Here is a 23,210-nt window from a genome sequence, read left to right as displayed (position 1 = left end):
ATCCCCTGCTTCTCGAAGCTCTTGCGGGCGAAGGCCGAGATTTCCTCGTCTTCCGCCGGAAGGATGCGGTCCACCATTTCCACCACCGTGACATCGGCCCCCAGCGTTTTGTAAAAGCTGGCGAATTCGATGCCGATGGCCCCGGAACCGACGACGAGGAGCGACTTCGGCATCACATCCGGCACCATCGCTTCGCGGTAGGTCCAGATCAGCTTGCCGTCCGGCTCCATCCCCGGCACCGAGCGCGCGCGGGCGCCGGTGGCCAGGATGACGTGCGGCGCGGTGAGGTCGCCCGCCGAAGCGCCATCTTTCCCGGTCAGCGAAATCTTCCGGTCCGCCCCGGCCTTGCCCGCAAGCTTCCCGTAAGCGTCGAAGACCGTCACCTTGTTCTTCTTCAGCAGATGCTTCACACCGCCGGAAAGCTGGCTTGCCACCTTACGGCTACGCTCCACGATTTTCGGCAGGATCACATTCACGTCACCCTTCACCTCAAGGCCGAAGTCCTTGGCGTGATTGATGAGGCTGAAGATTTCCGACGAGCGCAGCAGGGCTTTCGTCGGGATACAGCCCCAGTTGAGGCAGATACCGCCCAAATGCTCGCGCTCAACCAGCGCCACCTTCTTGCCCAATTGCGCCGCGCGAATCGCGGCGACATAGCCGCCGGGACCGCCGCCGACGACGATCAGATCAAACTTTGTTTCTGCCATGATCCGACCTTTCCTAGAGCATCATCGAGAGCGGATCTTCGATCAGCCCCTTGAAGGCTTGCAGCCATTCCGCCCCCAGCGCACCATCGACGACGCGGTGATCGACCGACAGGGTGCAGCTCATCTGGGTTTCGACCGCCAGCGCGCCATTGCGCACCACCGGCCGCTGTTCGCCCGCGCCAACGGCGAGGATGCAGGACTGTGGCGGGTTGATGATCGCGGCAAACTCGCGGATACCGAACATGCCGAGGTTGGAAATCGAGAAAGTGCCGCCGGTAAACTCTTCCGGCTTCAGCTTGCCCGCCTTGGCACGACCGGCCAAGTCTTTGATTTCGGCAGAAATCTCGGCAAGGCCCTTCTTATCCGCATCGCGGATGATCGGGGTGATGAGCCCGCCGGGGATCGAGACCGCAACGGCGATATCAACGCCCTTGAACAGCATCAGCCCTTCGTCGGACCAAGCGGCATTGGCGTTCGGCACCTTTTTCAAGGCAAGCGCCGAGGCGCGGATAATCATGTCGTTGACCGACAGTTTCACGCCCGACTTTTCGCCGCGCGCGTTGAGGTCCGCACGCAGTTTTAACAAGGCGTCGAGCCCGATATCCACTGTCAGGTAGAAATGCGGCACCGATTGCTTGGCTTCGGTCAGGCGGCGCGCGATGGTTTTGCGCATCGAGGAATGCGGCACCAGATCGAAGGCCGGAAGGCCAAAGGTCTGCACGGGGGCCGGGGCCGGTTTTGCCGCCGGTGCGGGCGCAGCCGCAGGAGCCGGGGCCGCAACCGGCGCGGCGGCGGCGGCAACAGGGCCACGCGCCTTAGCCGCTTCCACATCAGCCTTCACGATCCGCCCGTTCGGGCCGGAGCCCGAAACACTGGCAAGATCAATCCCGGCTTGTTCGGCCAAGCGTTTCGCCAAGGGGCTCGCAATATTGCGCGAACCATGCGCCACCGGGGCAGATGCCGGAGCTGCAACGGGGGCCGCGACTGGAGCAGACGCTGCAGCAGCCGGAGCCGCGACAGGTGCGGCTTTCGGGGCCGAGAGGGCCGAGGCGGACTCGCCCTCTTCCAGCAGCAGAGCGATGGGCTCGTTGACCTTAACGCCCTGGGTGCCTTCGGCGACCAGGATCTTACCAAGGGTGCCCTCATCGACGGCTTCGACTTCCATCGTCGCCTTATCGGTTTCGATTTCGGCCAGCACGTCCCCGGCTTTAACGCTATCGCCTTCCTTCTTGAGCCAGCGGGCAAGATTGCCCTCGGTCATGGTGGGTGACAGGGCGGGCATCAGAATTTGAATTGGCATGGCGCGCCCCCGTCAGCGATAGCAGACCGCCCGCGCGGCCTGGACGATATCGTCCACGGTCGGCAGGGCGAGCTTTTCAAGATTAGCGGCATAGGGCAGCGGAACATCCTTGCCCGCGACGCGCAACACGGGGGCATCGAGCAAGTCGAAGCCCTTTTCCATGATCTGCATGCCGATTTCCGCTCCAACCCCAGCAAAGGGCCAGCCTTCTTCCACCGTTACGCAGCGGTTGGTCTTGGCGAGCGAGGCAAGGATCGTGTCCATATCGAGCGGACGGATCGAGCGCAGATCGATCACTTCGGCGTCGATGCCCTGGGCCGCCAAAGCTTCGGCAGCGGCAAGCGCGTGGCGCACGGTGATCGAGAAGGCGGTAATCGTCACATCCTTCCCCGGACGCACGATTTTGGCCTTGCCGATGGGAACGATCCAATCGTTCGTATCCGGGACTTCGAAGGAAGATCCGTAGAGGATTTCATTTTCGAGGAAAATGACCGGGTTCGGATCCCGGATGGCGGCTTTCAGCAGGCCCTTGGCGTCGGCGGCGCTATAGGGCGCAACCACCTTCAAGCCGGGGCAATGGGCGTACCAGGACGCATAGCATTGGCTATGCTGCGCCCCGACGCGGGAGGCCGCGCCGTTCGGGCCGCGGAACACGATGGAACAGCCCATCTGCCCGCCCGACATATAGAGCGTCTTGGCGGCGGAATTGATGATGTGGTCAATCGCCTGCATGGCGAAGTTGAACGTCATGAACTCCACAATCGGCTTCAGGCCCATAAAGCCCGACCCGACCGCAAGACCGGCGAAGCCGTGTTCGGTGATCGGGGTATCGATCACGCGGCGGGGGCCGAATTCCTGCAACAGATTCTGGCTGACCTTATAGGCCCCCTGATATTCGGCGACTTCTTCGCCCATCAGGTAAACGGCTTCGTCCGAGCGCATTTCTTCGGCCATCGCGTCGCGCAAGGCTTCGCGGACGGTCTGCGTCTTGGTCGGGCCAGTCCAATCGGGCTCTGCCGCGACGGCGGCGACCGGCGCGGCGACCGAAGCGACAATCGCCGGGGCGGCAACCGGGGCGGCGGCGACGGGGGCCGGAGCCGCTTTCGGCGCGTCGGAGAGGCTTTCGCCCTCTTCGGTCAGCACGGCGATGACGGCATTGACCGCCACATTCTCGGTGCCTTCAGCCACGGTGATTTTGGCAAGAATGCCTTCATCCACCGCTTCGACTTCCATCGTCGCCTTATCGGTTTCGATCTCGGCCAGCACATCGCCCGCCTTAACCTTATCGCCTTCCTTCTTGAGCCAGCGCGATAGCTTGCCCTCGGTCATGGTCGGCGACAGCGCCGGCATCAAAATATCAATTGCCATGATTTAGGCCTCAATCAGAACGTCGGTGTAGAGTTCGGACGGGTCGGGTTCCGGGCTCGACTGGGAGAATTCGGCGGCATCGGTAACGATGTCCTTAATCTCGCGGTCGATGTCCTTCAGCGCTGCCTCGTCGGCGTGACCGCCCTCCAAAATGAGCGCGCGCAAGTGATCGATGGGATCATGCTGTTCGCGCATCTTGCTCACTTCTTCCTTCGTCCGGTATTTGGCGGGGTCGGACATGGAGTGACCGCGATAGCGGTAGGTATTCATTTCCAGAATATAGGGGCCATTGCCCGCCTTGCAGTGGGCGACAGCGCGTTCGGCGGCTTCTTGCACCGCGATCACGCTCATGCCGTCCACCGGCTCGCCGGGGATACCGTAGGCCGCGCCGCGCCGGAACAATTCTTGCCCCGCCGCCGAACGCTGGACCGAGGTGCCCATGGCGTATTTATTATTTTCAATGACATAGATGACGGGAAGCTTCCACAGCGCCGCCATGTTGAAACTTTCGTACACCTGCCCCTGGTTAACGGCCCCGTCCCCCATATAGGTGGCGCAGACATTCGCCATGCCGCGATAGTGGAAGGAGAAGGCAATCCCCGTCCCGAGCGGCACCTGGGCGGCGACGATACCGTGACCGCCGTAGAAATTCTTTTCTTTGGAGAACATGTGCATCGAGCCGCCCTTCCCTCGGGAATAGCCGCCGATACGCCCCGTTAGTTCCGCCATCACGCCGCGCGGATCCATACCGCAGGCGAGCATATGGCCGTGGTCGCGGTAGGAGGTGATCACCGCATCTTCCGGCGTCAGCGTTGCCTGCATCCCCACCACAACGGCTTCCTGACCGATGTAGAGATGGCAGAAGCCGCCAATCAAGCCCATGCCGTAAAGCTGCCCGGCTTTTTCTTCAAAGCGGCGGATCAGCAGCATGTCGCGATAATATTTTAACAGAATGTCAGCCGAAGGCGCGGGGGCAGCGACGCTCGCCCCTCCCGCTGTCTTTGGTGCGCGCTTGGCGGTCGTCATAGCATGGACCTCCTACCGGGTCGGGGGACGCAAAATCGAGAGGGCTTTAACCACCCTATTCACACCCTGTCTAACCCGGAAGTTTACGCCCATGCAAGCGTGACAAGGCCTTGTAATTTCACAAGAAATCGATTGTCATCTTGAATCAAGGTAACAGTTTATTTCGCAGGCGCAAAATGCGAAAGGCTAATTCACTGCAATTTCAGGGGGCAAGGCCTGCGGGCGTTGCAGCATGATCTGCACTTCGTCCTTCCGACCGAAATTCAATAGGACTCGCGCGCGTTCTTCCAAAAGGTCGGGGTCCAGCCGATCGGGACGCATCAAAGATACCCGTTTTTCGAGTGTTTCCCGTTCAGCATGAATAAGATCGCGGGTAATTTCGGCCTTACGGATCTCCTGCTGCAAATGCAGATAGGCCAGCATGCCCCGGTCGCCATGCACCGCGTGATAGGCGAAATAAGCGACGAAGGACGCGCCCAACAGCGGGGCGATCACGGTATGCGCTTTGCGCTTCAAGATAGTCAGGACAGCCATGACTCCAAAGAATCATAACGGAGTCAGTGGGTCAACAGGTTTATCTCAGAAATGGGTCAAGACTCAAAATGTCATATATCGAGTCGAAATTATAAAGCGCTTATTGCTTGGTGGTACGGCTTAATGCGGCGACCTGACCTTGCAGATTCCCCATCGCTTGAACGATGTTCCTGTCACTTTGCTCCAGTGCCGTCATTCGCGCTTCGATCTTAGCGAACCCTTCCGTAATCAGCTTCGCCAGCCGATCATCGCGCGCTTCAAGCTCGCCCGCAAAGGCGTGGGCGATGTTTTCCAGAGCAGAACGGGTTTCAGACATAAATACGCCTCCCTTTATCTACAAAGGATACCTGAAAGAACCTCGCCTGTCAGGAGCCTCGGGGACCGGCATTGCGCCGATCCCCTGCCCTTACGCTTAGCGCTGCTTGAACGCCGCCCGCCCCAGGTAACGGGCGGTAGTGTCGAGTTGTTCTTCGATGCGGATAAGCTGGTTGTACTTCGCCATCCGGTCCGAGCGCGACAGCGAGCCGGTTTTGATCTGGCCGCAGTTGGTGGCGACCGCGAGGTCGGCAATCGTCGCGTCTTCGGTTTCGCCCGAACGGTGCGACAGGATCGAGGTATACCCGGCGCGATGGGCCATTTCGACCGCATCCAGGGTTTCGCTGAGCGTGCCGATCTGATTGACCTTCACCAGGATCGAATTGGCGACGCCCTTTTCGATGCCTTCGGCGAGGCGCTTTGGGTTGGTGACGAAGAGATCATCGCCAACCAACTGCACCTTGCTGCCAAGGCGGTCGGTGAGATGCTTCCAACCGGCCCAATCGTCTTCGGCCATCCCGTCTTCGATGGAGATGATCGGGTAGCGCGCGCACAGGTCTTCGTAGAAGGCAACCATCCCGGCGGCGTCCAGGCTCTTACCTTCGCCGTCGAGCTTATAGAGGCCGCCCTTGAAGAATTCCGACGAGGCCGAATCGAGCGCCAGCGCAATATCTTCGCCCGGCTTATAGCCCGCCGCCTCAATCGCCTTCATGATGAAGCCAAGGCTATCATCGGCATTGGCGAGGTTCGGGGCAAAGCCGCCTTCGTCGCCGACGTTGGTGGCGTAGCCCTTATCCTTCAACTGCTTTTTGAGGGCGTGGAATACCTCCGCGCCCATGCGGACGGCTTCGGACAGGCTCGGGGCGCCGACCGGGACGATCATGAATTCCTGGAAATCGAGCGGATTATCGGCGTGCGCGCCGCCGTTCAGCACGTTCATCAGCGGCACCGGCAGGGTGCGCGCGAAAACACCGCCGACGTAGCGATAGAGCGGCAGGCCGTTATCATCGGCGGCGGCATGGGCGACCGCGAGGCTGACGCCGAGAATGGCGTTGCCACCAAGGCGGCTCTTGTTCGGCGTGCCGTCGAGCTCAATCAACTGCTCGTCAATGGCGATCTGCTCTTCGGCATCGACGCCAACAAGCGCATCGAAAATCTCGCCGTTCACGGCTTCAACGGCCTTCAGAACGCCCTTGCCGCCATAGACGGACTTATCGCCGTCGCGCAGTTCCACGGCTTCGTGGGTGCCGGTCGAGGCCCCCGACGGCACAGCGGCGCGGCCAAAGGCCCCGGATTCCAGATAGACTTCGACTTCAATGGTCGGGTTGCCCCGGCTATCGACGATTTGACGGGCGTGAATGTCGGTAATGGCGGACATGGCAGACGCTTCCTTTCTATTGAAACTTTTTGGGGCGCACACAGCAAAACGGGGCCGTTGTGGCCCCGTTTGCGCGCTGTAGTCAATTGATTCCGTACTCCATAACCCCTCGGCTTTTCGCCAAACGGTCGAAGGCCTGAAGGTCGGCCAGGAAGGTTTCGAGCTTTGCGATCGGCACCATATTCGGCCCATCCGAGGGGGCACAGTCTGGGTCTTGGTGGGTTTCGATGAACACCGCCGCAACGCCGACGGCAATCGCAGCGCGCGCCACGGTTGGCACGAACATCCGCTGCCCGCCCGACGTAGCGCCCTGCCCGCCCGGCTGCTGCACCGAATGGGTCGCGTCGAACACCACCGGTTGCCCGGTTTCCGCCAGGATCGGCAGACTTCGCATATCGGAAACCAACGTGTTGTAACCAAAAGACGCGCCGCGCTCGCACACCATCGCGTGCGGATTGCCCGTAGCGGCAATCTTGGCCACAACATTCTTCATGTCCCAAGGCGCAAGAAACTGGCCTTTCTTCACATTGATCGGCTTGCCGGTCTCCCCGGCGGCGACCAGAAGATTGGTCTGGCGGCATAAAAACGCTGGGATTTGCAGCACATCGACGGCCTGGGCGGCAATCGCGCATTGGTCGGGCTCATGCACGTCGGTGATGACCGGGCAGCCGAACGTTGCCCGCACATCGGCCAGAATATCGAGCCCCACATCCAGCCCCGCGCCGCGCTGGGCGCTGAGCGAGGTGCGGTTTGCCTTATCGAAGGACGATTTATAGATCAGCCCCATGCCAAGCCGCCCGGTAATCTCCACCAGCGCCGCGGCAATCTCGTGCGCATGCTGACGGCTTTCGATCTGGCACGGCCCGGCGATCAGCGCCAGCGGCGCATCATTGGCGATGGTGAAAGGGGCTTTGCCCGAAAAATCAATCCGATGTGGCGCGGCGCTCATACTCGAAACCCCTTAAACGATGCGGCTTTGTTGCACGGCAGCTTTCACAAACGCCGTGAACAAAGGATGCGGATGGAAGGGGCGCGACTTCAACTCCGGGTGGAACTGCACGCCAACGAACCAGGGATGATCGGGATATTCCACGATTTCCGGCAGTTCGCCATCGGGCGACATGCCGGTGAAGCGATAGCCCGCCTTCTCCAACTTGTCCCGATACGAGATATTCACCTCATAGCGATGCCGATGCCGTTCCTGAATCAACGGCGCGCCATAGGCTTCGCGTGCCTTACTATCAGCAGCCAACACGCACGGATAGGCTCCAAGACGCATCGTACCGCCGAGGTCGCCGCGATCATCGCGCACCTCTACGCTATTGCCCTTGACCCATTCGGTCATCAGACCAACAACGGGTTGCGTCGTCTCGCCAAACTCGGTGGAATTGGCCCCGGCGATCCCGGCGAGGTTGCGCGCGCCTTCGATCACCGCCATTTGCAGCCCGAAGCAGATGCCGAAATAGGGAATCTTATGCTCGCGGGCAAAACGCACGGCTTCCACCTTGCCTTGGCTGCCGCGCTCACCGAAACCGCCCGGCACGAGAATCCCGTCAACGCCGTCAAGCTTGGGCATGGGGTTTTCATGCTCGAAGATTTCGGCATCGACCCACTTTAGGTTCACCCGCACATTATTGGCGATGCCGCCGTGGGTGAGGGCTTCTGAAAGCGATTTATAGCTATCCATCAGCTCGGTATATTTACCGACGACGGCAATCGTCACATTGCCTTCCGGATTGCGGATGCGGCTGACGATATGCTGCCATTTGGACAGATCCGGGTGCTGGGAGCGGTGCTCCAGCCCGAAATAGCTTAAAACTTCGCGGTCGAAGCCTTCCTGATGGTAGGCAATCGGCACCTGATAGATGGTATCAACGTCAATCGCGGGAATCACCCGGCCCGGCTTCACGTTGCAGAACTGCGCCATTTTGCGCAACGCATCGGGCGGAATCACCCGGTCGCAGCGCACCAGCAGAATATCCGGCTGAATCCCAACCGACAGAAGCTCTTTCACCGAATGCTGCGTGGGCTTCGTCTTATGCTCGCCCGCCGAGGCGATATAGGGCACCAGCGTCAGGTGAATGAATAAAGACCGCTCGCGGCCGATTTCATTACCGAACTGGCGAATCGCTTCGATGAACGGCAGGCTTTCGATATCGCCCACCGTGCCGCCGATTTCAACGAGGCAGAAATCCTCGTCGGTCAGGTCCGACCGGATGAAGTTCTTGATGCCGTCGGTGACGTGCGGGATGACCTGGATGGTTGCCCCCAGGTAATCACCCCGGCGTTCCTTCGACAGCACGTCCGAATAAATCCGGCCTGTGGTGACGTTATCGGACCGGCGCGCCGAAACGCCGGTAAAGCGCTCGTAATGGCCCAAATCCAGATCGGTTTCCGCGCCGTCATCGGTCACGAACACTTCGCCGTGCTGATAGGGCGACATGGTGCCGGGATCGACGTTTAGATAGGGGTCGAGCTTGCGCAGGCGCACCTTGAAGCCGCGCGCCTGCAACAGCGCACCCAGCGCCGCCGAGGCCATGCCCTTACCGAGGGAGGAGACAACCCCGCCCGTAATGAAGATAAAGCGCGTCATCACCCGCTCCTCACTTTCAATATCAAAGCCTCCCTCGCTGCTGCGGGCTGCGAGGGGGCTGAAGAAAACTCGACTGAAAACGCGAAACTATTTAGCGAGCGGAACGCTCGGCTGGGTCGGGGCTTCAACAGGTGCCGCCGGAACATCGAGAATCGACTTGCGCTCCGGCGCGCCGCGACTTGCTACAATCGCCAGGGCGAGGCTGGTAATCATGAAAGCACCCGCCAGAATGCCGGTGGTGCGCGTCAAGAAGTTTGCCGTACCGCGCGCGGTCATGAAGCCGCCGCCCCCACCGCCGCCGCCAATACCCAAGCCACCCCCTTCGCTCTGCTGAATCAGGATGATCCCGACCAGGAACACGGCGAGCAATAGATGAATGACGATCAGAACGGTTTGCAGCATGAACGGGTCTCAACCAATAAAAACGCACGGCGCGCTCACGCACCGCAGGGATGGGTGGTATTTAGCGCCGGATGACGCTGGATACCAGAGGCAAATACAGAACCTCTGATACGCAGATTCTCGGCTTACGCCGGACAGGCCAAAGCGATAGCCTGAAAATCCGCCGCAATCAGGCTGGCCCCGCCGACGAGAACGCCATTCACGTCGGTCACGCTCAGAATTTCCGCCGCATTCCCGGGCTTAACCGACCCGCCGTAGAGCAGCTTTACCTGCGCCCCGCTCACGTCGATCGACGTGAGCACTTGGCGCAAGTGGGCATGGACTTCGGCGATCTGGTCGGCGTTGGCCGTAAGCCCTGTGCCGATGGCCCAGACCGGCTCGTAGGCGATCACAAGACGGGCCAAATCACCTTCCGGGAGCGACGCGCGCAGGCTGGCTTCGACCACAGCCAGGGTTTCCCCCGTTTGGCGCTGCTGGAGCGATTCGCCGATACAGATGATCGGGGTTAGCCCCGCCGCCAGCGCCGCTTCGGCCTTGGCGCGAACCTGCGCGTCCGTCTCGGCGTGATCGGCCCGGCGCTCCGAATGGCCGACAATGACGAACGCCCCGCCCGCCGCCGTGATCATCGGAGCCGCAATATCGCCCGTATGCGCACCCGAGGCCTTGGCGTGGCAATCCTGCCCGCCAACTGCGATGCCCAAACCGTTGAACGCTTGAACCGCCGCGCCGATTAGTGTCGCGGGCGGGCAAATCAGCAAATCGCCCCGGCTGGTGCCGCCCCAGGCCCGCATCGCCTCGGCAAAGCGGGTTAGATCGTCGGGCAGGCCAACCATCTTCCAGTTTCCGGCAATCAGGGGCTTCAGGGCGGTCATGGGCGTTTCCTTCGATCTGTTTTTGTTAAAGAGCAATAGCTTCGGCCAGCATCTGCAGGGCCCGCGCAACGGTCGCCTGGCGAATCTCGGCCCGGCTGCCGGGGAAAATCTGCCGCTCGACCACCGCCGCCTGTCCGCGCCGCTGCGTGGCCAGATAAACCAGCCCGACCGGCTTTTCCACCGACCCGCCCCCCGGCCCAGCAATGCCGGTGACAGCGACGCCGAGATCGACCGTCGGCAGGCGCGCGAGCAGCCCCGACACCATCGCTTCGGCGGTTTGCGGCGAGACGGCACCGTGCGCCGCGAGCGTCGCTTCGGGAACCCCAGCGAGCGCCATTTTCAGCTCGTTGGAGTAGGTAACGAGCCCACCCTGGACAACATCGCTCGACCCGGCAATCTCCGTCAGCGCACCCGCGATCAGCCCGCCAGTGCAGCTTTCCACCGTGCCGATCCGAAGCCCCTGCGCGCGCGCCGCACTTAGAACCTCGGTGGCGAGCGCGATCAGATCAGCCATTTAGCAATCGCCCACAGCGCAATCGCGCTATAGGCCCCCGCAATCAGATCGTCGAGCATAATGCCCAAGCCGCCTTCCAGCTTTTGATCGGCCCAATTCGCCGGGAACGGCTTCCAGATATCGGCAGCGCGGAAAATAAGGAAGCCGAGCAAATACAGCAGCGGATCAATGGGAACGATGGAAAGGGTCAGGAACTGCCCCGCCACCTCATCGATCACCACCGGCGACGGATCATCCTTGCCCAAGGCTTGGGCAAAGCGTTGGCTCGCCCAAATGCCGATGACAAACACCAGCAGGGCCGCCGGGATCAGCGCAGTCGGCCCGAAGGCCCAGGCAATCGCCGCCGCGAAGGGAAGGGCTGCGAGCGAGCCCCAAGTTCCCGAGGCGAAGGGGATAAGCCCGGAGCCGAACCAGGTGGATAGCAGCGCAATCGGGTGGTGCCAGGGCATGCCCGGCGGCAGACGGGAGGACATGCGGCTTCTCCTATTCCTGTTCGGGCAGGCGGATCGTGGCGACGGCTTGGGCCGCGATTCCCTCCTCCCGCCCGGTAAACCCGAGTTTTTCGGTTGTCGTGGCTTTAACGCTCACCCGATCCAGCGGCAAGGCGAGCAGATCGGCGATCCGCGCCTGCATCGCCCCCCGGTGCGGGCCGATCTTAGGCCGCTCGCAGATCAAGGTCACGTCCAGATGCGCAATCACCCCGCCGCGCGCCGCAACGAGGCTGGCGGCATGGCGCAGAAACACGGCGGAATCCGCCCCTTTCCAGCGCGCGTCCGAGGGCGGGAAATGCTGACCGATATCGCCCGCCGCCAGCGCCCCCAAAATCGCATCGGTCAGCGCGTGCAGGCCCACATCAGCGTCGGAATGCCCGGCAAGCCCCTGATGGTGCGGGATCGGCAGGCCGCAGAGCGTGACATGATCGCCTGCCGCAAAGGCATGCACATCGAACCCCGTGCCAACGCGCACATCGGTCAAGCGTTGACGAAACTGGCTTTCGGCGCGGATCAAATCGGCCTCCGTGGTGATCTTCGCTGAAAGGGGGCTCCCCTCCACCAAACGAACCGTCAATCCAGCGGCCTTGGCAACGGCGGCATCGTCGGTAAGCGCTTGGCCTCGGGCCGCGCGATGCGCTGCCAGGATTTCATCTAACATGAAGCCTTGGGGGGTCTGCGCGCGCCACAGGTTTTGCCGGTCTACAAGAGCCGCGCAGACAGAATCCGGTCCGCGCCAGAGCGTATCCGCCACCGGCAAAGCGGCAATCGCCCCTTCGCCCGGCTGGATTGCCGCAAGCACGCGGTCGATGACCCCCGCCGGAACCAGGGGCCGGGCGGCGTCCTGGATCAGTGCGACCCCCAGCCCCCCAGTTTGATGCGCTATCGCCTCCAACCCGAGACGTACCGACTCCTGACGATCCGCGCCGCCGATCACCGGCGTCGGCAGGTCAAGCCCGGCGACCGCATCGGCATAAAGCGCCGCATCCTCTGCCCGAATCACCACCTGCACGGTATCGATACCCGGATGGTTCAGGAAAGTCAGTACCGTCCGCCGCAGTACGGGCACCCCGGCGAGGCGGCGGTACTGCTTCGGCACCGGCCCGCCGAAGCGGGTGCCGCTGCCCCCAGCGACGATGAGCGCAGCAACGCGCATCGGCAGGCTAGAATAGCTTATCGAGCGCCGCGCGGTCCTGCGTTACCGGATAGCGGCTTTGCAGACCCTGGCGGACGGCGGTGATGGCGTCGTTCTTGGCTTGCTCGCCCAATTCGGACTTAAGCGCGGCGCGGGCGGTCGCGGCTTCCTCGGCGCTCGGCGGCTGGATCGCGGTGAGCCGGGCGACGATATAGCCGCTGCCCGCTTTGCCGGTCACGACCGTGCCCACGGTTTGCGCATCGAACAACCCTGTTTGCACCGTCGGGGCGGGCGGCAAATCGGCGGCGAGCGTGCCGCGCCGATCGAAGGGCTCGCTGGTGCGCCCGCCCTGCACTAAATCCGCCAGCGGTTTACCCGCGCGCACGGCGGTCGCGACCGCTTCAGCTTGTGCGGCAAGCGCCGCATCGCGCTGGGAATCGGTCCAGGCAGCAATAACAATTTCGCGGATGCTGTCGAACGGCTGCACGGTCGCGGGCGTGATATCGCCGGTGCGCACCGCGACGAAAGCCCTGCCGCCGATTTCGAGCAAGCGGCTATTCTTCCCGGTTTCGGTTGCGAACAGTGTTGAGATCACTTGAGCGCGGCCGGTTAAATCGGCCGGGAGCTCCGTACCATCGGCCAACTGCCCGCGCCGGTCCACGCTCGGAAGGTCAATGAGCCGCGCGCCCGTGCTGGCCGCAGCATCTTCGAGCGTACCGCCCGCCGACAAGAGGTCTTCGATCTTATTCGAACGCTCGAACATCAAATCCAGTGCCCGCTCATCCTTTAGGCTCGCTTCGAGTTGGGCTTTCACCGCGTCGAAATTGGCTTCGACGCCGGGCGTGATCGCGACCACGCGCAAAATGTGAAAGCCGAAGGCGGTTTTGACCGGCGCGGTTACGCCCGGTTGGGCTAACCCAAACGCCGCCGCCCCCAAGGCCGGATCGGGCAGATCATTCTTCGTGATCTCGCCCAGAACCAAACTGTCCGCCGACTGACCAACCTCGACGGCCACCGTGGGGAAATCGGCCCCGGCGGTAAGCTTATCCGTTACGGATTTGGCGGCGGCTTCGTCGTTCACCAAAATCTGTTCGATCAGGCGGCGTTCGGGCAGCTGAAACTCGTCAATCCGGGTATCGAACGCGGCGCGCAGATCCTTTTCCGACACCTGCACCTGCTCGGCGACGGAGGGCGCATCGAGCACTAACAGCTTGCCGGCGCGACGTTCCGGCGCGGTGAAGCGCTGCGGATTATCCTTGTGAAAAGCGATCAACGCCTCTTCCGTCGGCGTCGCCGGAATCGGGGCCATATCGGGGGTGAGGAAAGCGAATTCGGCCACGCGCTTTTCCAAGCGATAGGTCAGCAGCCGTTCCACCACAGCGTCGGGAACCTGGGCACCTGCAGCAAGGGCAATCGTCAGCGCGGCCCGGGATAGATCCCCGCGCAACTGGGCCAAGAACGCGGCTTCGCTATAACCGGCCTGTGCAAGAACGGCAACAAAGCGCGCCCGGTCAAACTGACCGCCCGCGTTTAAAAACGCCGGGTTGGTCTGAATGGTCTGGCGCAGCACGTCATCGGAAATCAGCAACCCGAGACGCGCCGACTCCTGATCGACAACGAGGCGGGCAATCAGTTGGTCCAAGGCTTGATCGACGAGGCCGAAGCGCTTGGCTTGCTCCCGGTCGATTCCGCCAAACATAGCGCGCATTTGATCGATCTGCGGGCCGAGCAGGCGTTGGACTTCCATCCCGTTCATCTTGCGGTCGCCGACGGTTAGCGCCGTCTGCGTGCCCGGCGTTGGGGGGCGAACATAGTCGGTGACCCCCCACCCCAGAAAACTGAGGGCGATCAACGTAAACAGAATCCGAGTAACCCAAGTGGCGGAACGGCCACGCATCGCTTGCAGCATATTTACGCGCTTTCCAAAACCAAAAACCTAAAGTCGGCGGCGACTATAGAGGGGGCCGCGCCCAGCGGCAACCGCTCCCCACGGATTTCGCCTCAAACGTTGGGCAAAGGCCGTGCGCGACGGTCCTCATCGATGGCGACATAAGTGAAGACCCCTTCCGTCACCCGCTCTTCCGACCCCGTGCGCCCGCGCTTGGCCCAAGCATCGATGCGCACGCGGATCGACGTGCGCCCGGTTTTCTCGATCACCGCATAAAAGCTGACCAAATCGCCCACGTGGACGGGCTTTAGGAAACTCATGCCTTCAACCGCAATCGTTACGACGCGCCCCGCCGAGCGCTCGACGGCAACGGTCGCCCCGGCAATATCCATCTGCGAGAGCAACCAGCCGCCGAAAATATCCCCAGAGGGGTTGGTGTCGGCGGGCATCGCCAACACGCGGATCGCGGGGGCACCCGCCGGACAATCCATAATTGGGGTTCCCGGCGGGCAATGGACGGCAGAGTTAAACGCGGCATCAGACATTCATAAAGCTTTCAAAAAAAGGCGGTTATGGGCCGGAGATCGGCTGCGCATTGGCAATTTCAATCAGATTCCCGTCCGGGTCGCGGCAGTAGATCGAGCGAATCGGCCCCTGCGCCCCCGTGCGCAGCACCGGCCCTTCCTCCAGCGCAATCCCGCACGCGGCAAAATGCGCGCCCCACTCCGCAACGGGTGTGTCGCTCAGAAAGCAAAGGTCGGCAGAACCCATCGTTGGCACCCGCGCTTCGCACGGAATATCGGCAAGCTCGGGTGTCCAGAGTTTCAAATTGATCTTCTGCGCCCCGAAGGCCACGGCTTTTCGCCCGGCCCCGAACGTCACTTCGGTACAGCCCAGCACGCGGCAATAAAAATCGAGGCTCGCCGCCATATCTTTGACGGCAAGCACCAGATGATCGAGATGGGACAGGCTTGGCATAGGCTTCACGTCTTCTTAGGAGGTAACGCTACGCACCCGGCTGCCGGGAAAGGTCACGGTCACGATAGTGCCGACGCCGGGGGAACTGTCGATCGTGAATTTGGCCTGATGCATTTCGCAGAAAGCCTGAACCAGGGGAAGCCCCAACCCGGTTCCTTGGTGCGAGCGGCTTAAAACGCTTTCGATCTGTCCAAAGGCCGACAGCGCTTTTGGAATATCCTGCGGGCGCATCCCAATACCGGTATCGCCAACGATGAGGTCGATTCCATGATCCTCGCGCGTTCGCACCGCTACCCAAACCTGTCCGCCCGGCATGGTGAATTTGATCGCATTGCCGAGGAGGTTGATGATCACCTGCTTGATGCGCAACTCATCGCCGTAAAGCTGCGGCAGATGGGAGGGAACGTCCGTATGCAGCGCAAGTTTGGCCGAGATCGCACGATCGCGCATCAATTGCGCGCATGAATCGATTGTATGATCGATATCGAAGGCCTGCTCCATCAACTCGAATTTACCGGCGGCGACTTTCGAGAGATCGAGAATATCATTAATAATTTCAAGAAGATGCGTGCCGGATGTAAAAACGTCGCCTGCGTAGGCGCGGTATCGATCGGAGCCCAAGGGGCCGAACATTTCCGACTTCAACACTTCCGAGAAACCTAGAATGGCATTCAACGGCGTGCGCAACTCGTGGCTAACATTGGCCAGAAACTCGTCTTTAGCCCGCGCTGCGGCCTCGGCGGCGTGCATCGCCTCGCGCAATTCGCGCTCGTTGGAGCGGAGCGTTTTCACCATGCGATTGAAGGCCAAAACGACGACACCCAACTGGTCACTACTCTCCCACCGCACGGTCGGCCACTCGCGGTTTTCGATGCGCTCGATCGCGCGCAGCATCAGCCGCAGCGGGCGGAACACCAGTTGTTGCAGCGACAAGAACACCGCGCCGATCATCAGCACTGCGCCAACGGCAATCGCCGCCCCAGCAGAAAGAAGCTGCAAGCGCAGGGTTTCGTTCAAGGAAACCTGGGACATAGCGACGGTCAACTGCCCCAAGGGGACCGAATCGCGCGCCACGGGATGCGGAACAACCCGGGTAACGGTGAGAATATCGCTTCCGTCCAACCGCCCGAACCCGTGAATGAACTTGCCGGTTTCATCCAACAACCGCGCCCCGACGATATCCGGGTCTTGCGCTAGGGTATCGACGATGCGGGTGATCTGGGGGGAGTTTAATTCCCATAAGGGTTGGCTGAGGGCTTGAACTTGCACGTCCGTCGTAACCGTCGCACGGGTACCGAGAGCTTTCAGCCCATCTTCCGCCGCCGAGGTCATGAGCACGATCAACAACATGCACAGGGCCAGCACCATCACCGGCACCACAATCAGCGCCAACTTTACCTGAAGCGACGCGCCGCCCAACCACGAGATCCGCTGCCCAGGCAAAAGCGATGTTACGCCCGACAGCGTAGCGTCATCGCTTCCCGACTCGCGCCCGCCAGGGGCGGCTTGCGTCGGATGATCCGAGGCGTTTGCGTCGGGAGCCAGCACGATTTCTCCTTACCATCCCCTGTTCGTCTTGTGCCCCAGGGATCACCAAGCGGGTACACCCACAACCATATCCGAAAGAAATCGCTCTGTCGTGTCTTCTTAACGAATACGCTAAGGACAATAGACAGGATATGGCAAGACTGCGCCCAAAAGAGCGGCCACAGGAAATATTAAGTAGATCAGGGAGTTAGGAGCCTGCGGGCCTAATAGCCGACTGTTCGGGCTTTACCTTGGCGGAATAGACAATGCAATTGCTGGTCCTATCGCGATAAAACCAATAGTCGCGGCCCGGCTGCCGGGCGCCCGTCGGGTCGAACAAATTCAGGCCGTTGCCCTTAGCGCCCCCCACCAGGGAAGCCCCATTCGGCCCTTGAAAATGCGCTGAATATTTATAAGGAACCCGCTGATTGAACCGTCCAAGCGAGCACATTTGGCTAAGCTTTTTATCGAGATCGCCGACCTGCCAGGAGGGAAGCAAGGTTCGCACGATTTTATTGACGCCCTTGGGCGGGATCTGGTTGCTCGGAATTTGCGCGACGGCGGAACCAGCAGAACCCAAACCAAAAAGTACAGCGCCCATAACAAGCGCCGCACTTAATTTTTGTTTTTTGGCTTTGAGGTAAAAACTTACCACTGCCTGCTAACCCCCTGAGAAACTTCCAACCTAACTATATCAGAAGATTTCACACTGGGCTAGCGGGTCGATCCAATCGGCCGTTAGGCGGACGTATCGACGAGTTGACCTACCGCGTTTGCAGCCTTAGCCGATTCAACCGATGCTTCGATCATGCCAACAATCGCGCGCTCGGCCTTAGCCTGCTCGCGAAAAGCAGCGATAGCCACATCCAGCCCCACGGCAGACTTATTGAGGGAGACAATCGCCCCGGTCAAGCTCGATACATCCATTGGGATTCTCCCTAGCTGGTTTTTCACCTGAGTCATACCCTAGGATGAGTGAAGTATCCAGCCCTCCTTTTCGGGCGGTAGGGTTGACATTTCACCAAAACGAATGAATATTCGTTTTATGCCGAAGCTCTCTCCCCTTCGCCTCGAAACCCGCCGCCAAGCGATTCTGGAAGCCGCCGAGCGCGCCTTCGCCCGCGACGGTTTCCACGGCACCAGTATGCAAGCGATCTGCCGGGAAGCCGGGATCAGCCCAGGAACGCTCTATCTCTATTTCCCCTCCAAAGTGGCGCTCATCGCGGGCCTGTGCGAGCGCGACCGCCATGAGATCCGGGATGCGCTCACCCATGTCGAGGTTGCCGCCGATATCCTAGGCGCGCTGGAGGAAATGCTGATCCATTACGCCTGCATTGAACCGCAAGAACGCCGCGCGCTGATTTTCGAAATCGGAGCGGAGGCGCAACGTAATCCCGACGTCGCCAAGATCATGGTGGAAACCGATGCGTTTTTTTCCACCCTTATCCGCGACACCATCTTAAAAGCGATTGCCGATGGTCGGCTTATCGCCCATGGCACCGTAGAAGCGATTATTGCCCTGCTGTTCGCCCTGGGCGACGGAATCATGTGGCGGGCGACGATCCGGCCCGAACTGGATAATCGCGCTATCATCACCCAAATCTTCAAGCTGCTACGCGACAAGCTGCTGAGTTCAACTGTGGATACAAATGTATCATGACCCGTTTACTTGCCTCTTTTCCCCTTGCGCCGATCGCGCTCGCCGCCCTTGTCTTGGGGCTGGTTCCCGTGCCGGTGCGGGCCGATGATCTTGGCCCCAAACCGCCGATGGTCAGCGTTGTTGCGGCTGAAAAGCGCACATTGGCCGCAAAAGTCACAGTGACGGGCAGTATCGTCGCGCGCGAAGAAGTGCTGGTGTCCCCGGAAATCGATAATCTGCGCATTATCGATATTCTAGTTGAAGAAGGCGACCGGGTGGAAAAGGGCCAAACCCTCGCCCGCCTGTCCCGCGAAACGCTGGAAACGGAACTCGCCCAACTGGAAGCCTCACGGGCACGGCTTGATGCAGGAATTGCGCAAGCCCGCAGCCAGATTACCCAGGCCGAAGCCAGCCGCGTCGAAGCCACGGCGGCCCTCCAGCGTAGCCAAACCTTGCGGCAAACCGGCAATGCCAGCCAAGAACTCTTAGATCAGCGCACCGCAACCGCCCGCACCGCCCAGGCCCGCGTCGGCTCCGCCCAAGATGGGGTTCGCGTCGCCGAGGCCCAGCGCGCCGAAATGGACGCGCAAATCCGCGATGTGCGCATTCGCTTGGGCCGGACCGAGGTTAAAGCCCCCGCCGCTGGAGTCGTTAGCCGCCGCACGGCAAAACTGGGCGCGCAAACCGCCGCCAGCGCCGAGCCACTGTTTCGCATTATCGCCGATGGCGCGCTCGACGTGAGCGGCGATATTCCTGAAAGCCGGTTTACGCAGGTAAAGTTAGGCCAAAGCGCCGACATTCAATTGCCCAACGGGCAAACCGTCGTCGGTACCGTGCGCCTGCTCTCCCCCATGGTGAATGCCAGCACGCGCTTAGGCTCGGTGCGGATCGCCCTGCCCCCGGCCGCCCCCGCCCTCATGGGCAATTTCGCCCGGGGTGCGATTCAGGTCGCCCAGAAAACCGCCCTCGTCGTCCCCACCGCCGCCCTGCTGTTCGGCCCGACTAAAACCACTGTGCAAGTGGCCAAAGACGGGCGCGTTGAAACCCGGGCGGTGACGGTGGGCATCCGCGCGGGCGGCCTTGCCGAGATCGTCGAAGGGGTGAGCGACGGCGACTGGATTATTGCCAAAGCCGGAACCTTCCTGCGCAATGGCGACCGTATTCGCCCGCAAGAAGCCCCGCTGGAGAGCGTTCTCGTCGGCACGGTCGAGAGTAATGCAACCCTTGGATCGGGGAATTAGTCGATCATGGCGATGAATATTTCCGGTTGGGCCATTCGCCGCCCCATCCCGTCCGTGATGCTGTTCGTGATCCTGATGGTTCTCGGGGCGGTCTCGTTCGTTAAGCTTCCGATTACGCGGTTTCCCAATATCGACGTGCCGGTGATCAATATCACCGTCACGCAAACCGGGGCCGCCCCCGCCGAGCTTGAAACCCAGATTACCAAGAAAGTGGAGGATGCGGTTGCCGGTCTCACCGGCGTCAAGCATATCACCTCCACCCTCACCGATGGACGCTCGGTCACGACCATCGAGTTCCGCTTGGAAATCAATAGCGACCGGGCGCTGAACGACGCCAAGGATGCGGTTGCCCGAGTCCGCGCCGATCTGCCGCGCAGCATCGACGAGCCCATTATCGAACGGCTGGATGTCGTCGGCCTTCCCATCGTCACCTACGCCGCCACAGCCCCCAGCATGACGCCGGAGGAACTCTCGTGGTTCGTCGATGATGTGGTGGCCCGCGATCTGCAAAGCGCCAAAGGCGTTGGGCAGGTGGAGCGTGTCGGCGGCGTCGCCCGCGAAATTCAGGTGACGCTCGATCCGAACCGCATGCTCGCCCTCGGCGTCACCGCCGCCGATATCACCCGTGCCCTTAAAGCCGTTAATATCGATCTTGCCGGCGGGCGCAGCGATCTTGGCGCGCAGGAACAATCGATCCGCGCGCTGGGCGGCGCGAAAACCCTGGCCGAGCTTGCCCAGACGCCGCTGATGCTGACCGGGGATAAGCTGCTACGCCTGTCCGATGTTGCCACCGTCACCGATACATTCGCCGAACCCCGCACCTTCGCCCGGCTCGACGGGCAGCCCGTGGTCGGCTTCAGCATCTACCGCAGCAAGGGCGCGAGCGATGCCGATGTTGCGAAGGCGGTCGAAGCGCGCATCGCCGGGTTAATGCAGCGGCATCCCAATGTCTCGCTGTCGCTGATCGATAGTTATGTGACCTATACGGTCGGCAATTACCATTCGGCGATGGATACGCTGATCGAAGGCGCGGTTTTGGCCGTGCTCGTGGTGCTGATCTTCTTGAAGGACCTCCGCGCGACGCTGATCACCTGCGTCGCCCTGCCGCTCTCCATCCTGCCGACGTTTTGGGTGATGGATAGTTTAGGGTTCTCGCTAAACCTCGTCAGCCTGCTGGCCATTACGCTGGTGACGGGGATTTTGGTCGACGATGCTATCGTGGAGATCGAAAATATCGTCCGGCACCGGCACATGGGCAAATCCCCCTACCGGGCCGCGATGGAAGCCGCCGATGAAATCGGCCTGGCTGTGGTCGCCATTACCATGACGATTGTCGCGGTCTTTGCGCCGGTCAGCTTCATGGGCGGCATCGCTGGTCAGTATTTCAAGCAGTTTGGCATTACTGTTGCCGTCGCCGTGCTGTTCTCGCTGCTGGTCGCCCGGCTCATTACCCCAATGATGGCGGCTTATCTGATGCGCGGAACCCCGCATCTCGACAAGCCGGAAGGCTGGCTGATGCGGCGTTACACGCGGCTGGTCGATTGGTCCGTGCGCTGGCGCGGCGTGACCGTTGTTGTCGGGCTTGGTATTTTCGGTCTGTCGATCTGGTCCTCCACGCTCTTGCCCAGTGGGCTCATGCCGACCGAGGACACCGCGCGCGCCGTGTTGGCGCTCGAGTTTCCGCCGGGGACGCGCCTGGCCGAAACCGAAGCAGCGGCCGACCGGGTAACGCAAACGCTCAAAGAACTCCCCGAAGTTCGCTCGGTCTTCGTCGATGGCGGCCGTATTTTGGGCCAGGGGCTCGAAGTGCGCAAAGCCTCGTTAATCATCAATCTCACGCCGAAAGGTGAGCGTAACCGTAGCCAAAGCGAGCTTCAAACCATTATCGGCGCGCGCATGGCCGATATCCCTGATGTGCGCTATTGGTTCGTTAACGAGGGCGGTCAACGCGCCGTAACGCTCCTCGTCACCGGGGCCGAAACAGCGGTGATCGAGGATCTCGCCAATGATCTGGCCGCGCAAATGCGAACGCTGCCGCTGCTTGAAAATGTGATGTCGACCGCCGCGCTCGACCGTCCGGAAGTGCGCATTGTGCCGGATCGGGAACGCACCGCGCGCTTGGGCATTTCAACCGAAACCCTCTCGGAAGTCGTGCGCGTCGCCACCATCGGCGATGTTTCCGCCAATCTGCCCAAGTTTACCGCGGGGGACCGCCAAATCCCCATTCGCGTGCAGATCGATCGTGCCCAGCGCGGCGATTTCGACCTGTTGGAAAATCTCACCGTTCCCACCGCAATGGGAACCCCCGTGCCCTTAGGCGCGGTCGCGCGCCTAACCCTTGGTCAAGGCCCCGCCACGATCAACCGTTATGACCGCGCCCGCAAAGTTTCGGTCGAAGCCGATCTGTTCGGCAACACAGCCCTCGGGCAAGCCACCGAGGCCATTCGCGCCCTGCCGATCGTGCAGACCTTCCCCCCCGGTGTTGAGCTTAAAGACACGGGCGATGTCGAAATCATGGGCGAAGTGTTTGCGGGCTTTGCCATGGCGATGGGGGCCGGGGTGATGATGGTTTACGCGGTGCTGGTGCTTTTGTTCGGCTCCTTCTTACAACCCGTCACTATTCTCTTCTCGCTACCGCTCTCCATCGGCGGCGCGATCTTTGCGCTGTTCATCGCGCAGGAACCGATCTCGATGCCGGTCGTCATTGGCTTTTTGATGCTGATGGGGATCGTCACGAAAAACGCCATCATGCTGGTCGATTTCGCCGTGGAGGAAATCGCCCGCGGCGTGCCGCGCCGGGATGCGATTGTCGATGCCGGGCGCAAGCGCGCCCGCCCGATCATCATGACCACCATCGCCATGGCCGCCGGGATGATCCCCTCTGCGCTGGCCTTCGGCGACGGCGGCGAGTTCCGCGCCCCGATGGCGATTGCGGTGATCGGCGGGTTGATCGTCTCGACGGTCCTCTCGCTGGTGTTCGTCCCCGCCGTCTTCTGCCTGATGGACGATGTGGCGAAATGGCTCTGGCGCTTCTTCAGCCGCTTTATCGGCCCCAGCGAAGAGCCGGAAACGGAGACGATGCAGGCGGACCATCTGTCGCACACACCGCGACCGCAACCGGCAGAGTAATCCACCCAAAAACAAGCAACGCCATTCCAACCGGAATGGCGTTTTGCTTTGCGCATTAATGCTTTAATTTTCGGGGGAAAAATGGTCGGAGCGACAGGATTCGAACCTGCGACCCCCAGACCCCCAGTAAACGGCTCAAACGTTATCTATTTGAAAATAAAGGATAAACCCTG

Annotated in this window: 23 protein-coding genes; 3 read left to right on the top strand and 20 right to left on the bottom strand. The window is 61.3% G+C overall.

All coding sequences use genetic code 11. The features are described 5' to 3' along the window. The 20 genes from ACIQ36_RS07885 to ACIQ36_RS07790 all read right to left on the bottom strand — a co-directional run. Positions 1 to 707: FAD-dependent oxidoreductase (locus ACIQ36_RS07885; protein WP_395827901.1), on the bottom strand; the 707-nt coding region annotated here is incomplete at its 3' end. 13 nt (positions 708 to 720) lie between these two features. After that, a complete protein-coding gene (locus tag ACIQ36_RS07880; protein ID WP_395827898.1) occupies positions 721 to 2,007 on the bottom strand; it encodes a pyruvate dehydrogenase complex dihydrolipoamide acetyltransferase in 1,287 nt (428 codons plus the stop codon). A gap of 12 nt (positions 2,008 to 2,019) precedes the next feature. Next, on the bottom strand, positions 2,020 to 3,375 hold the full coding sequence (locus ACIQ36_RS07875) for a pyruvate dehydrogenase complex E1 component subunit beta (protein WP_395827895.1): 1,356 nt from the start codon (positions 3,373 to 3,375) through the stop codon (positions 2,020 to 2,022). A gap of 3 nt (positions 3,376 to 3,378) precedes the next feature. Beyond that, positions 3,379 to 4,401, bottom strand: coding sequence for a pyruvate dehydrogenase (acetyl-transferring) E1 component subunit alpha (gene pdhA / locus ACIQ36_RS07870; protein WP_395827892.1), 1,023 nt, complete (start codon positions 4,399 to 4,401; stop codon positions 3,379 to 3,381). 186 nt (positions 4,402 to 4,587) lie between these two features. Further along, entirely contained in the window at positions 4,588 to 4,935 is a 348-nt protein-coding gene (locus ACIQ36_RS07865; protein WP_395827889.1) for a septum formation initiator family protein, read from the bottom strand. Positions 4,936 to 5,035: 100 nt separating this feature from the next. Next, positions 5,036 to 5,251 carry a hypothetical protein gene (locus ACIQ36_RS07860; RefSeq protein WP_395827886.1) on the bottom strand — a complete coding sequence of 72 codons (216 nt, stop codon included), beginning with the start codon at positions 5,249 to 5,251 and terminating at the stop codon, positions 5,036 to 5,038. Between the two features lie 96 nt (positions 5,252 to 5,347). Next, on the bottom strand, positions 5,348 to 6,628 hold the full coding sequence (gene eno / locus ACIQ36_RS07855; RefSeq protein WP_395827884.1) for a phosphopyruvate hydratase: 1,281 nt from the start codon (positions 6,626 to 6,628) through the stop codon (positions 5,348 to 5,350). 82 nt (positions 6,629 to 6,710) lie between these two features. Beyond that, positions 6,711 to 7,577 carry a 3-deoxy-8-phosphooctulonate synthase gene (gene kdsA, locus ACIQ36_RS07850; RefSeq protein WP_395827881.1) on the bottom strand — a complete coding sequence of 289 codons (867 nt, stop codon included), beginning with the start codon at positions 7,575 to 7,577 and terminating at the stop codon, positions 6,711 to 6,713. A 12-nt stretch (positions 7,578 to 7,589) separates the two neighbouring features. Next, a complete protein-coding gene (locus ACIQ36_RS07845; protein WP_395827878.1) occupies positions 7,590 to 9,221 on the bottom strand; it encodes a CTP synthase in 1,632 nt (543 codons plus the stop codon). A gap of 87 nt (positions 9,222 to 9,308) precedes the next feature. After that, positions 9,309 to 9,623, bottom strand: a complete 315-nt coding sequence (gene secG, locus ACIQ36_RS07840; RefSeq protein ID WP_395827875.1) for a preprotein translocase subunit SecG — start codon at positions 9,621 to 9,623, stop codon at positions 9,309 to 9,311. Positions 9,624 to 9,748: 125 nt separating this feature from the next. After that, entirely contained in the window at positions 9,749 to 10,495 is a 747-nt protein-coding gene (tpiA, locus tag ACIQ36_RS07835) for a triose-phosphate isomerase (RefSeq protein ID WP_395827872.1), read from the bottom strand. Positions 10,496 to 10,520: 25 nt separating this feature from the next. Continuing rightward, complete coding sequence (locus ACIQ36_RS07830) at positions 10,521 to 11,009, bottom strand: CinA family protein (RefSeq protein ID WP_395827869.1); 489 nt, start codon at positions 11,007 to 11,009, stop codon at positions 10,521 to 10,523. Further along, entirely contained in the window at positions 10,997 to 11,482 is a 486-nt protein-coding gene (locus tag ACIQ36_RS07825) for a phosphatidylglycerophosphatase A (protein WP_395827866.1), read from the bottom strand. The genes ACIQ36_RS07830 and ACIQ36_RS07825 overlap by 13 nt, the downstream gene beginning before the upstream one ends. Positions 11,483 to 11,492: 10 nt before the next feature. After that, positions 11,493 to 12,656, bottom strand: coding sequence for a bifunctional 2-C-methyl-D-erythritol 4-phosphate cytidylyltransferase/2-C-methyl-D-erythritol 2,4-cyclodiphosphate synthase (locus ACIQ36_RS07820; protein WP_395827863.1), 1,164 nt, complete (start codon positions 12,654 to 12,656; stop codon positions 11,493 to 11,495). 7 nt (positions 12,657 to 12,663) lie between these two features. Then, positions 12,664 to 14,544: a SurA N-terminal domain-containing protein gene (locus ACIQ36_RS07815; RefSeq protein ID WP_395827860.1), complete on the bottom strand. Its 1,881-nt coding sequence runs from the start codon at positions 14,542 to 14,544 to the stop codon at positions 12,664 to 12,666. 92 nt (positions 14,545 to 14,636) lie between these two features. Beyond that, positions 14,637 to 15,014 carry an acyl-CoA thioesterase gene (locus tag ACIQ36_RS07810; RefSeq protein ID WP_395827904.1) on the bottom strand — a complete coding sequence of 126 codons (378 nt, stop codon included), beginning with the start codon at positions 15,012 to 15,014 and terminating at the stop codon, positions 14,637 to 14,639. Between the two features lie 79 nt (positions 15,015 to 15,093). Continuing rightward, a complete protein-coding gene (locus ACIQ36_RS07805) occupies positions 15,094 to 15,501 on the bottom strand; it encodes a VOC family protein (protein WP_395827857.1) in 408 nt (135 codons plus the stop codon). Between the two features lie 15 nt (positions 15,502 to 15,516). Beyond that, complete coding sequence (locus ACIQ36_RS07800; protein WP_395827854.1) at positions 15,517 to 17,049, bottom strand: sensor histidine kinase; 1,533 nt, start codon at positions 17,047 to 17,049, stop codon at positions 15,517 to 15,519. Positions 17,050 to 17,236: 187 nt separating this feature from the next. Further along, complete coding sequence (locus ACIQ36_RS07795) at positions 17,237 to 17,683, bottom strand: hypothetical protein (protein WP_395827851.1); 447 nt, start codon at positions 17,681 to 17,683, stop codon at positions 17,237 to 17,239. An 83-nt stretch (positions 17,684 to 17,766) separates the two neighbouring features. Next, a complete protein-coding gene (locus ACIQ36_RS07790) occupies positions 17,767 to 17,955 on the bottom strand; it encodes a hypothetical protein (protein ID WP_395827848.1) in 189 nt (62 codons plus the stop codon). A gap of 118 nt (positions 17,956 to 18,073) precedes the next feature. Here ACIQ36_RS07790 and ACIQ36_RS07785 point away from each other — a divergent pair, with 118 nt between their 5' ends. Genes ACIQ36_RS07785 through ACIQ36_RS07775 form a run of 3 tightly spaced genes read left to right on the top strand, consistent with a single transcriptional unit; the run spans position 18,074 to position 23,037 of the window. Continuing rightward, on the top strand, positions 18,074 to 18,688 hold the full coding sequence (locus tag ACIQ36_RS07785; protein WP_395827845.1) for a TetR/AcrR family transcriptional regulator: 615 nt from the start codon (positions 18,074 to 18,076) through the stop codon (positions 18,686 to 18,688). Then, the gene (locus ACIQ36_RS07780) at positions 18,685 to 19,908 is read left to right on the top strand and encodes an efflux RND transporter periplasmic adaptor subunit (protein WP_395827842.1); all 1,224 of its coding nucleotides are present in this window, start codon (positions 18,685 to 18,687) and stop codon (positions 19,906 to 19,908) included. The genes ACIQ36_RS07785 and ACIQ36_RS07780 overlap by 4 nt, the downstream gene beginning before the upstream one ends. Before the next feature lie 6 nt (positions 19,909 to 19,914). After that, on the top strand, positions 19,915 to 23,037 hold the full coding sequence (locus tag ACIQ36_RS07775) for an efflux RND transporter permease subunit (protein WP_395827839.1): 3,123 nt from the start codon (positions 19,915 to 19,917) through the stop codon (positions 23,035 to 23,037). The last annotated feature ends 173 nt before the right edge of the window (positions 23,038 to 23,210 follow it).

Origin of the sequence: Elstera sp., assembly GCF_044372965.1 — a bacterium.
In the GTDB taxonomy this organism is placed as follows: Bacteria; Pseudomonadota; Alphaproteobacteria; order Elsterales; family Elsteraceae; genus Elstera.
Note: the sequence above shows the minus strand (reverse complement) of the source record. Positions and strands in the feature narration are given on the sequence as shown.

Excerpts from the sequence above, each read along its gene's own strand:
- ACIQ36_RS07880 (WP_395827898.1), bottom strand. The coding sequence starts at position 2,007 with ATGCCAATTCAAATTCTGATGCCCGCCCTGTCACCCACCATGACCGAG.
- ACIQ36_RS07875 (WP_395827895.1), bottom strand. The coding sequence starts at position 3,375 with ATGGCAATTGATATTTTGATGCCGGCGCTGTCGCCGACCATGACCGAG.
- pdhA (WP_395827892.1), bottom strand. The coding sequence starts at position 4,401 with ATGACGACCGCCAAGCGCGCACCAAAGACAGCGGGAGGGGCGAGCGTC.
- ACIQ36_RS07865 (WP_395827889.1), bottom strand. The coding sequence starts at position 4,935 with ATGGCTGTCCTGACTATCTTGAAGCGCAAAGCGCATACCGTGATCGCC.
- ACIQ36_RS07860 (WP_395827886.1), bottom strand. The coding sequence starts at position 5,251 with ATGTCTGAAACCCGTTCTGCTCTGGAAAACATCGCCCACGCCTTTGCG.
- eno (WP_395827884.1), bottom strand. The coding sequence starts at position 6,628 with ATGTCCGCCATTACCGACATTCACGCCCGTCAAATCGTCGATAGCCGG.
- kdsA (WP_395827881.1), bottom strand. The coding sequence starts at position 7,577 with ATGAGCGCCGCGCCACATCGGATTGATTTTTCGGGCAAAGCCCCTTTC.
- ACIQ36_RS07845 (WP_395827878.1), bottom strand. The coding sequence starts at position 9,221 with ATGACGCGCTTTATCTTCATTACGGGCGGGGTTGTCTCCTCCCTCGGT.
- secG (WP_395827875.1), bottom strand. The coding sequence starts at position 9,623 with ATGCTGCAAACCGTTCTGATCGTCATTCATCTATTGCTCGCCGTGTTC.
- tpiA (WP_395827872.1), bottom strand. The coding sequence starts at position 10,495 with ATGACCGCCCTGAAGCCCCTGATTGCCGGAAACTGGAAGATGGTTGGC.
- ACIQ36_RS07830 (WP_395827869.1), bottom strand. The coding sequence starts at position 11,009 with ATGGCTGATCTGATCGCGCTCGCCACCGAGGTTCTAAGTGCGGCGCGC.
- ACIQ36_RS07825 (WP_395827866.1), bottom strand. The coding sequence starts at position 11,482 with ATGTCCTCCCGTCTGCCGCCGGGCATGCCCTGGCACCACCCGATTGCG.
- ACIQ36_RS07820 (WP_395827863.1), bottom strand. The coding sequence starts at position 12,656 with ATGCGCGTTGCTGCGCTCATCGTCGCTGGGGGCAGCGGCACCCGCTTC.
- ACIQ36_RS07815 (WP_395827860.1), bottom strand. The coding sequence starts at position 14,544 with ATGCTGCAAGCGATGCGTGGCCGTTCCGCCACTTGGGTTACTCGGATT.
- ACIQ36_RS07810 (WP_395827904.1), bottom strand. The coding sequence starts at position 15,014 with ATGGATTGTCCGGCGGGTGCCCCCGCGATCCGCGTGTTGGCGATGCCC.
- ACIQ36_RS07805 (WP_395827857.1), bottom strand. The coding sequence starts at position 15,501 with ATGCCAAGCCTGTCCCATCTCGATCATCTGGTGCTTGCCGTCAAAGAT.
- ACIQ36_RS07790 (WP_395827848.1), bottom strand. The coding sequence starts at position 17,955 with ATGGATGTATCGAGCTTGACCGGGGCGATTGTCTCCCTCAATAAGTCT.
- ACIQ36_RS07785 (WP_395827845.1), top strand. The coding sequence starts at position 18,074 with ATGCCGAAGCTCTCTCCCCTTCGCCTCGAAACCCGCCGCCAAGCGATT.
- ACIQ36_RS07780 (WP_395827842.1), top strand. The coding sequence starts at position 18,685 with ATGACCCGTTTACTTGCCTCTTTTCCCCTTGCGCCGATCGCGCTCGCC.
- ACIQ36_RS07775 (WP_395827839.1), top strand. The coding sequence starts at position 19,915 with ATGGCGATGAATATTTCCGGTTGGGCCATTCGCCGCCCCATCCCGTCC.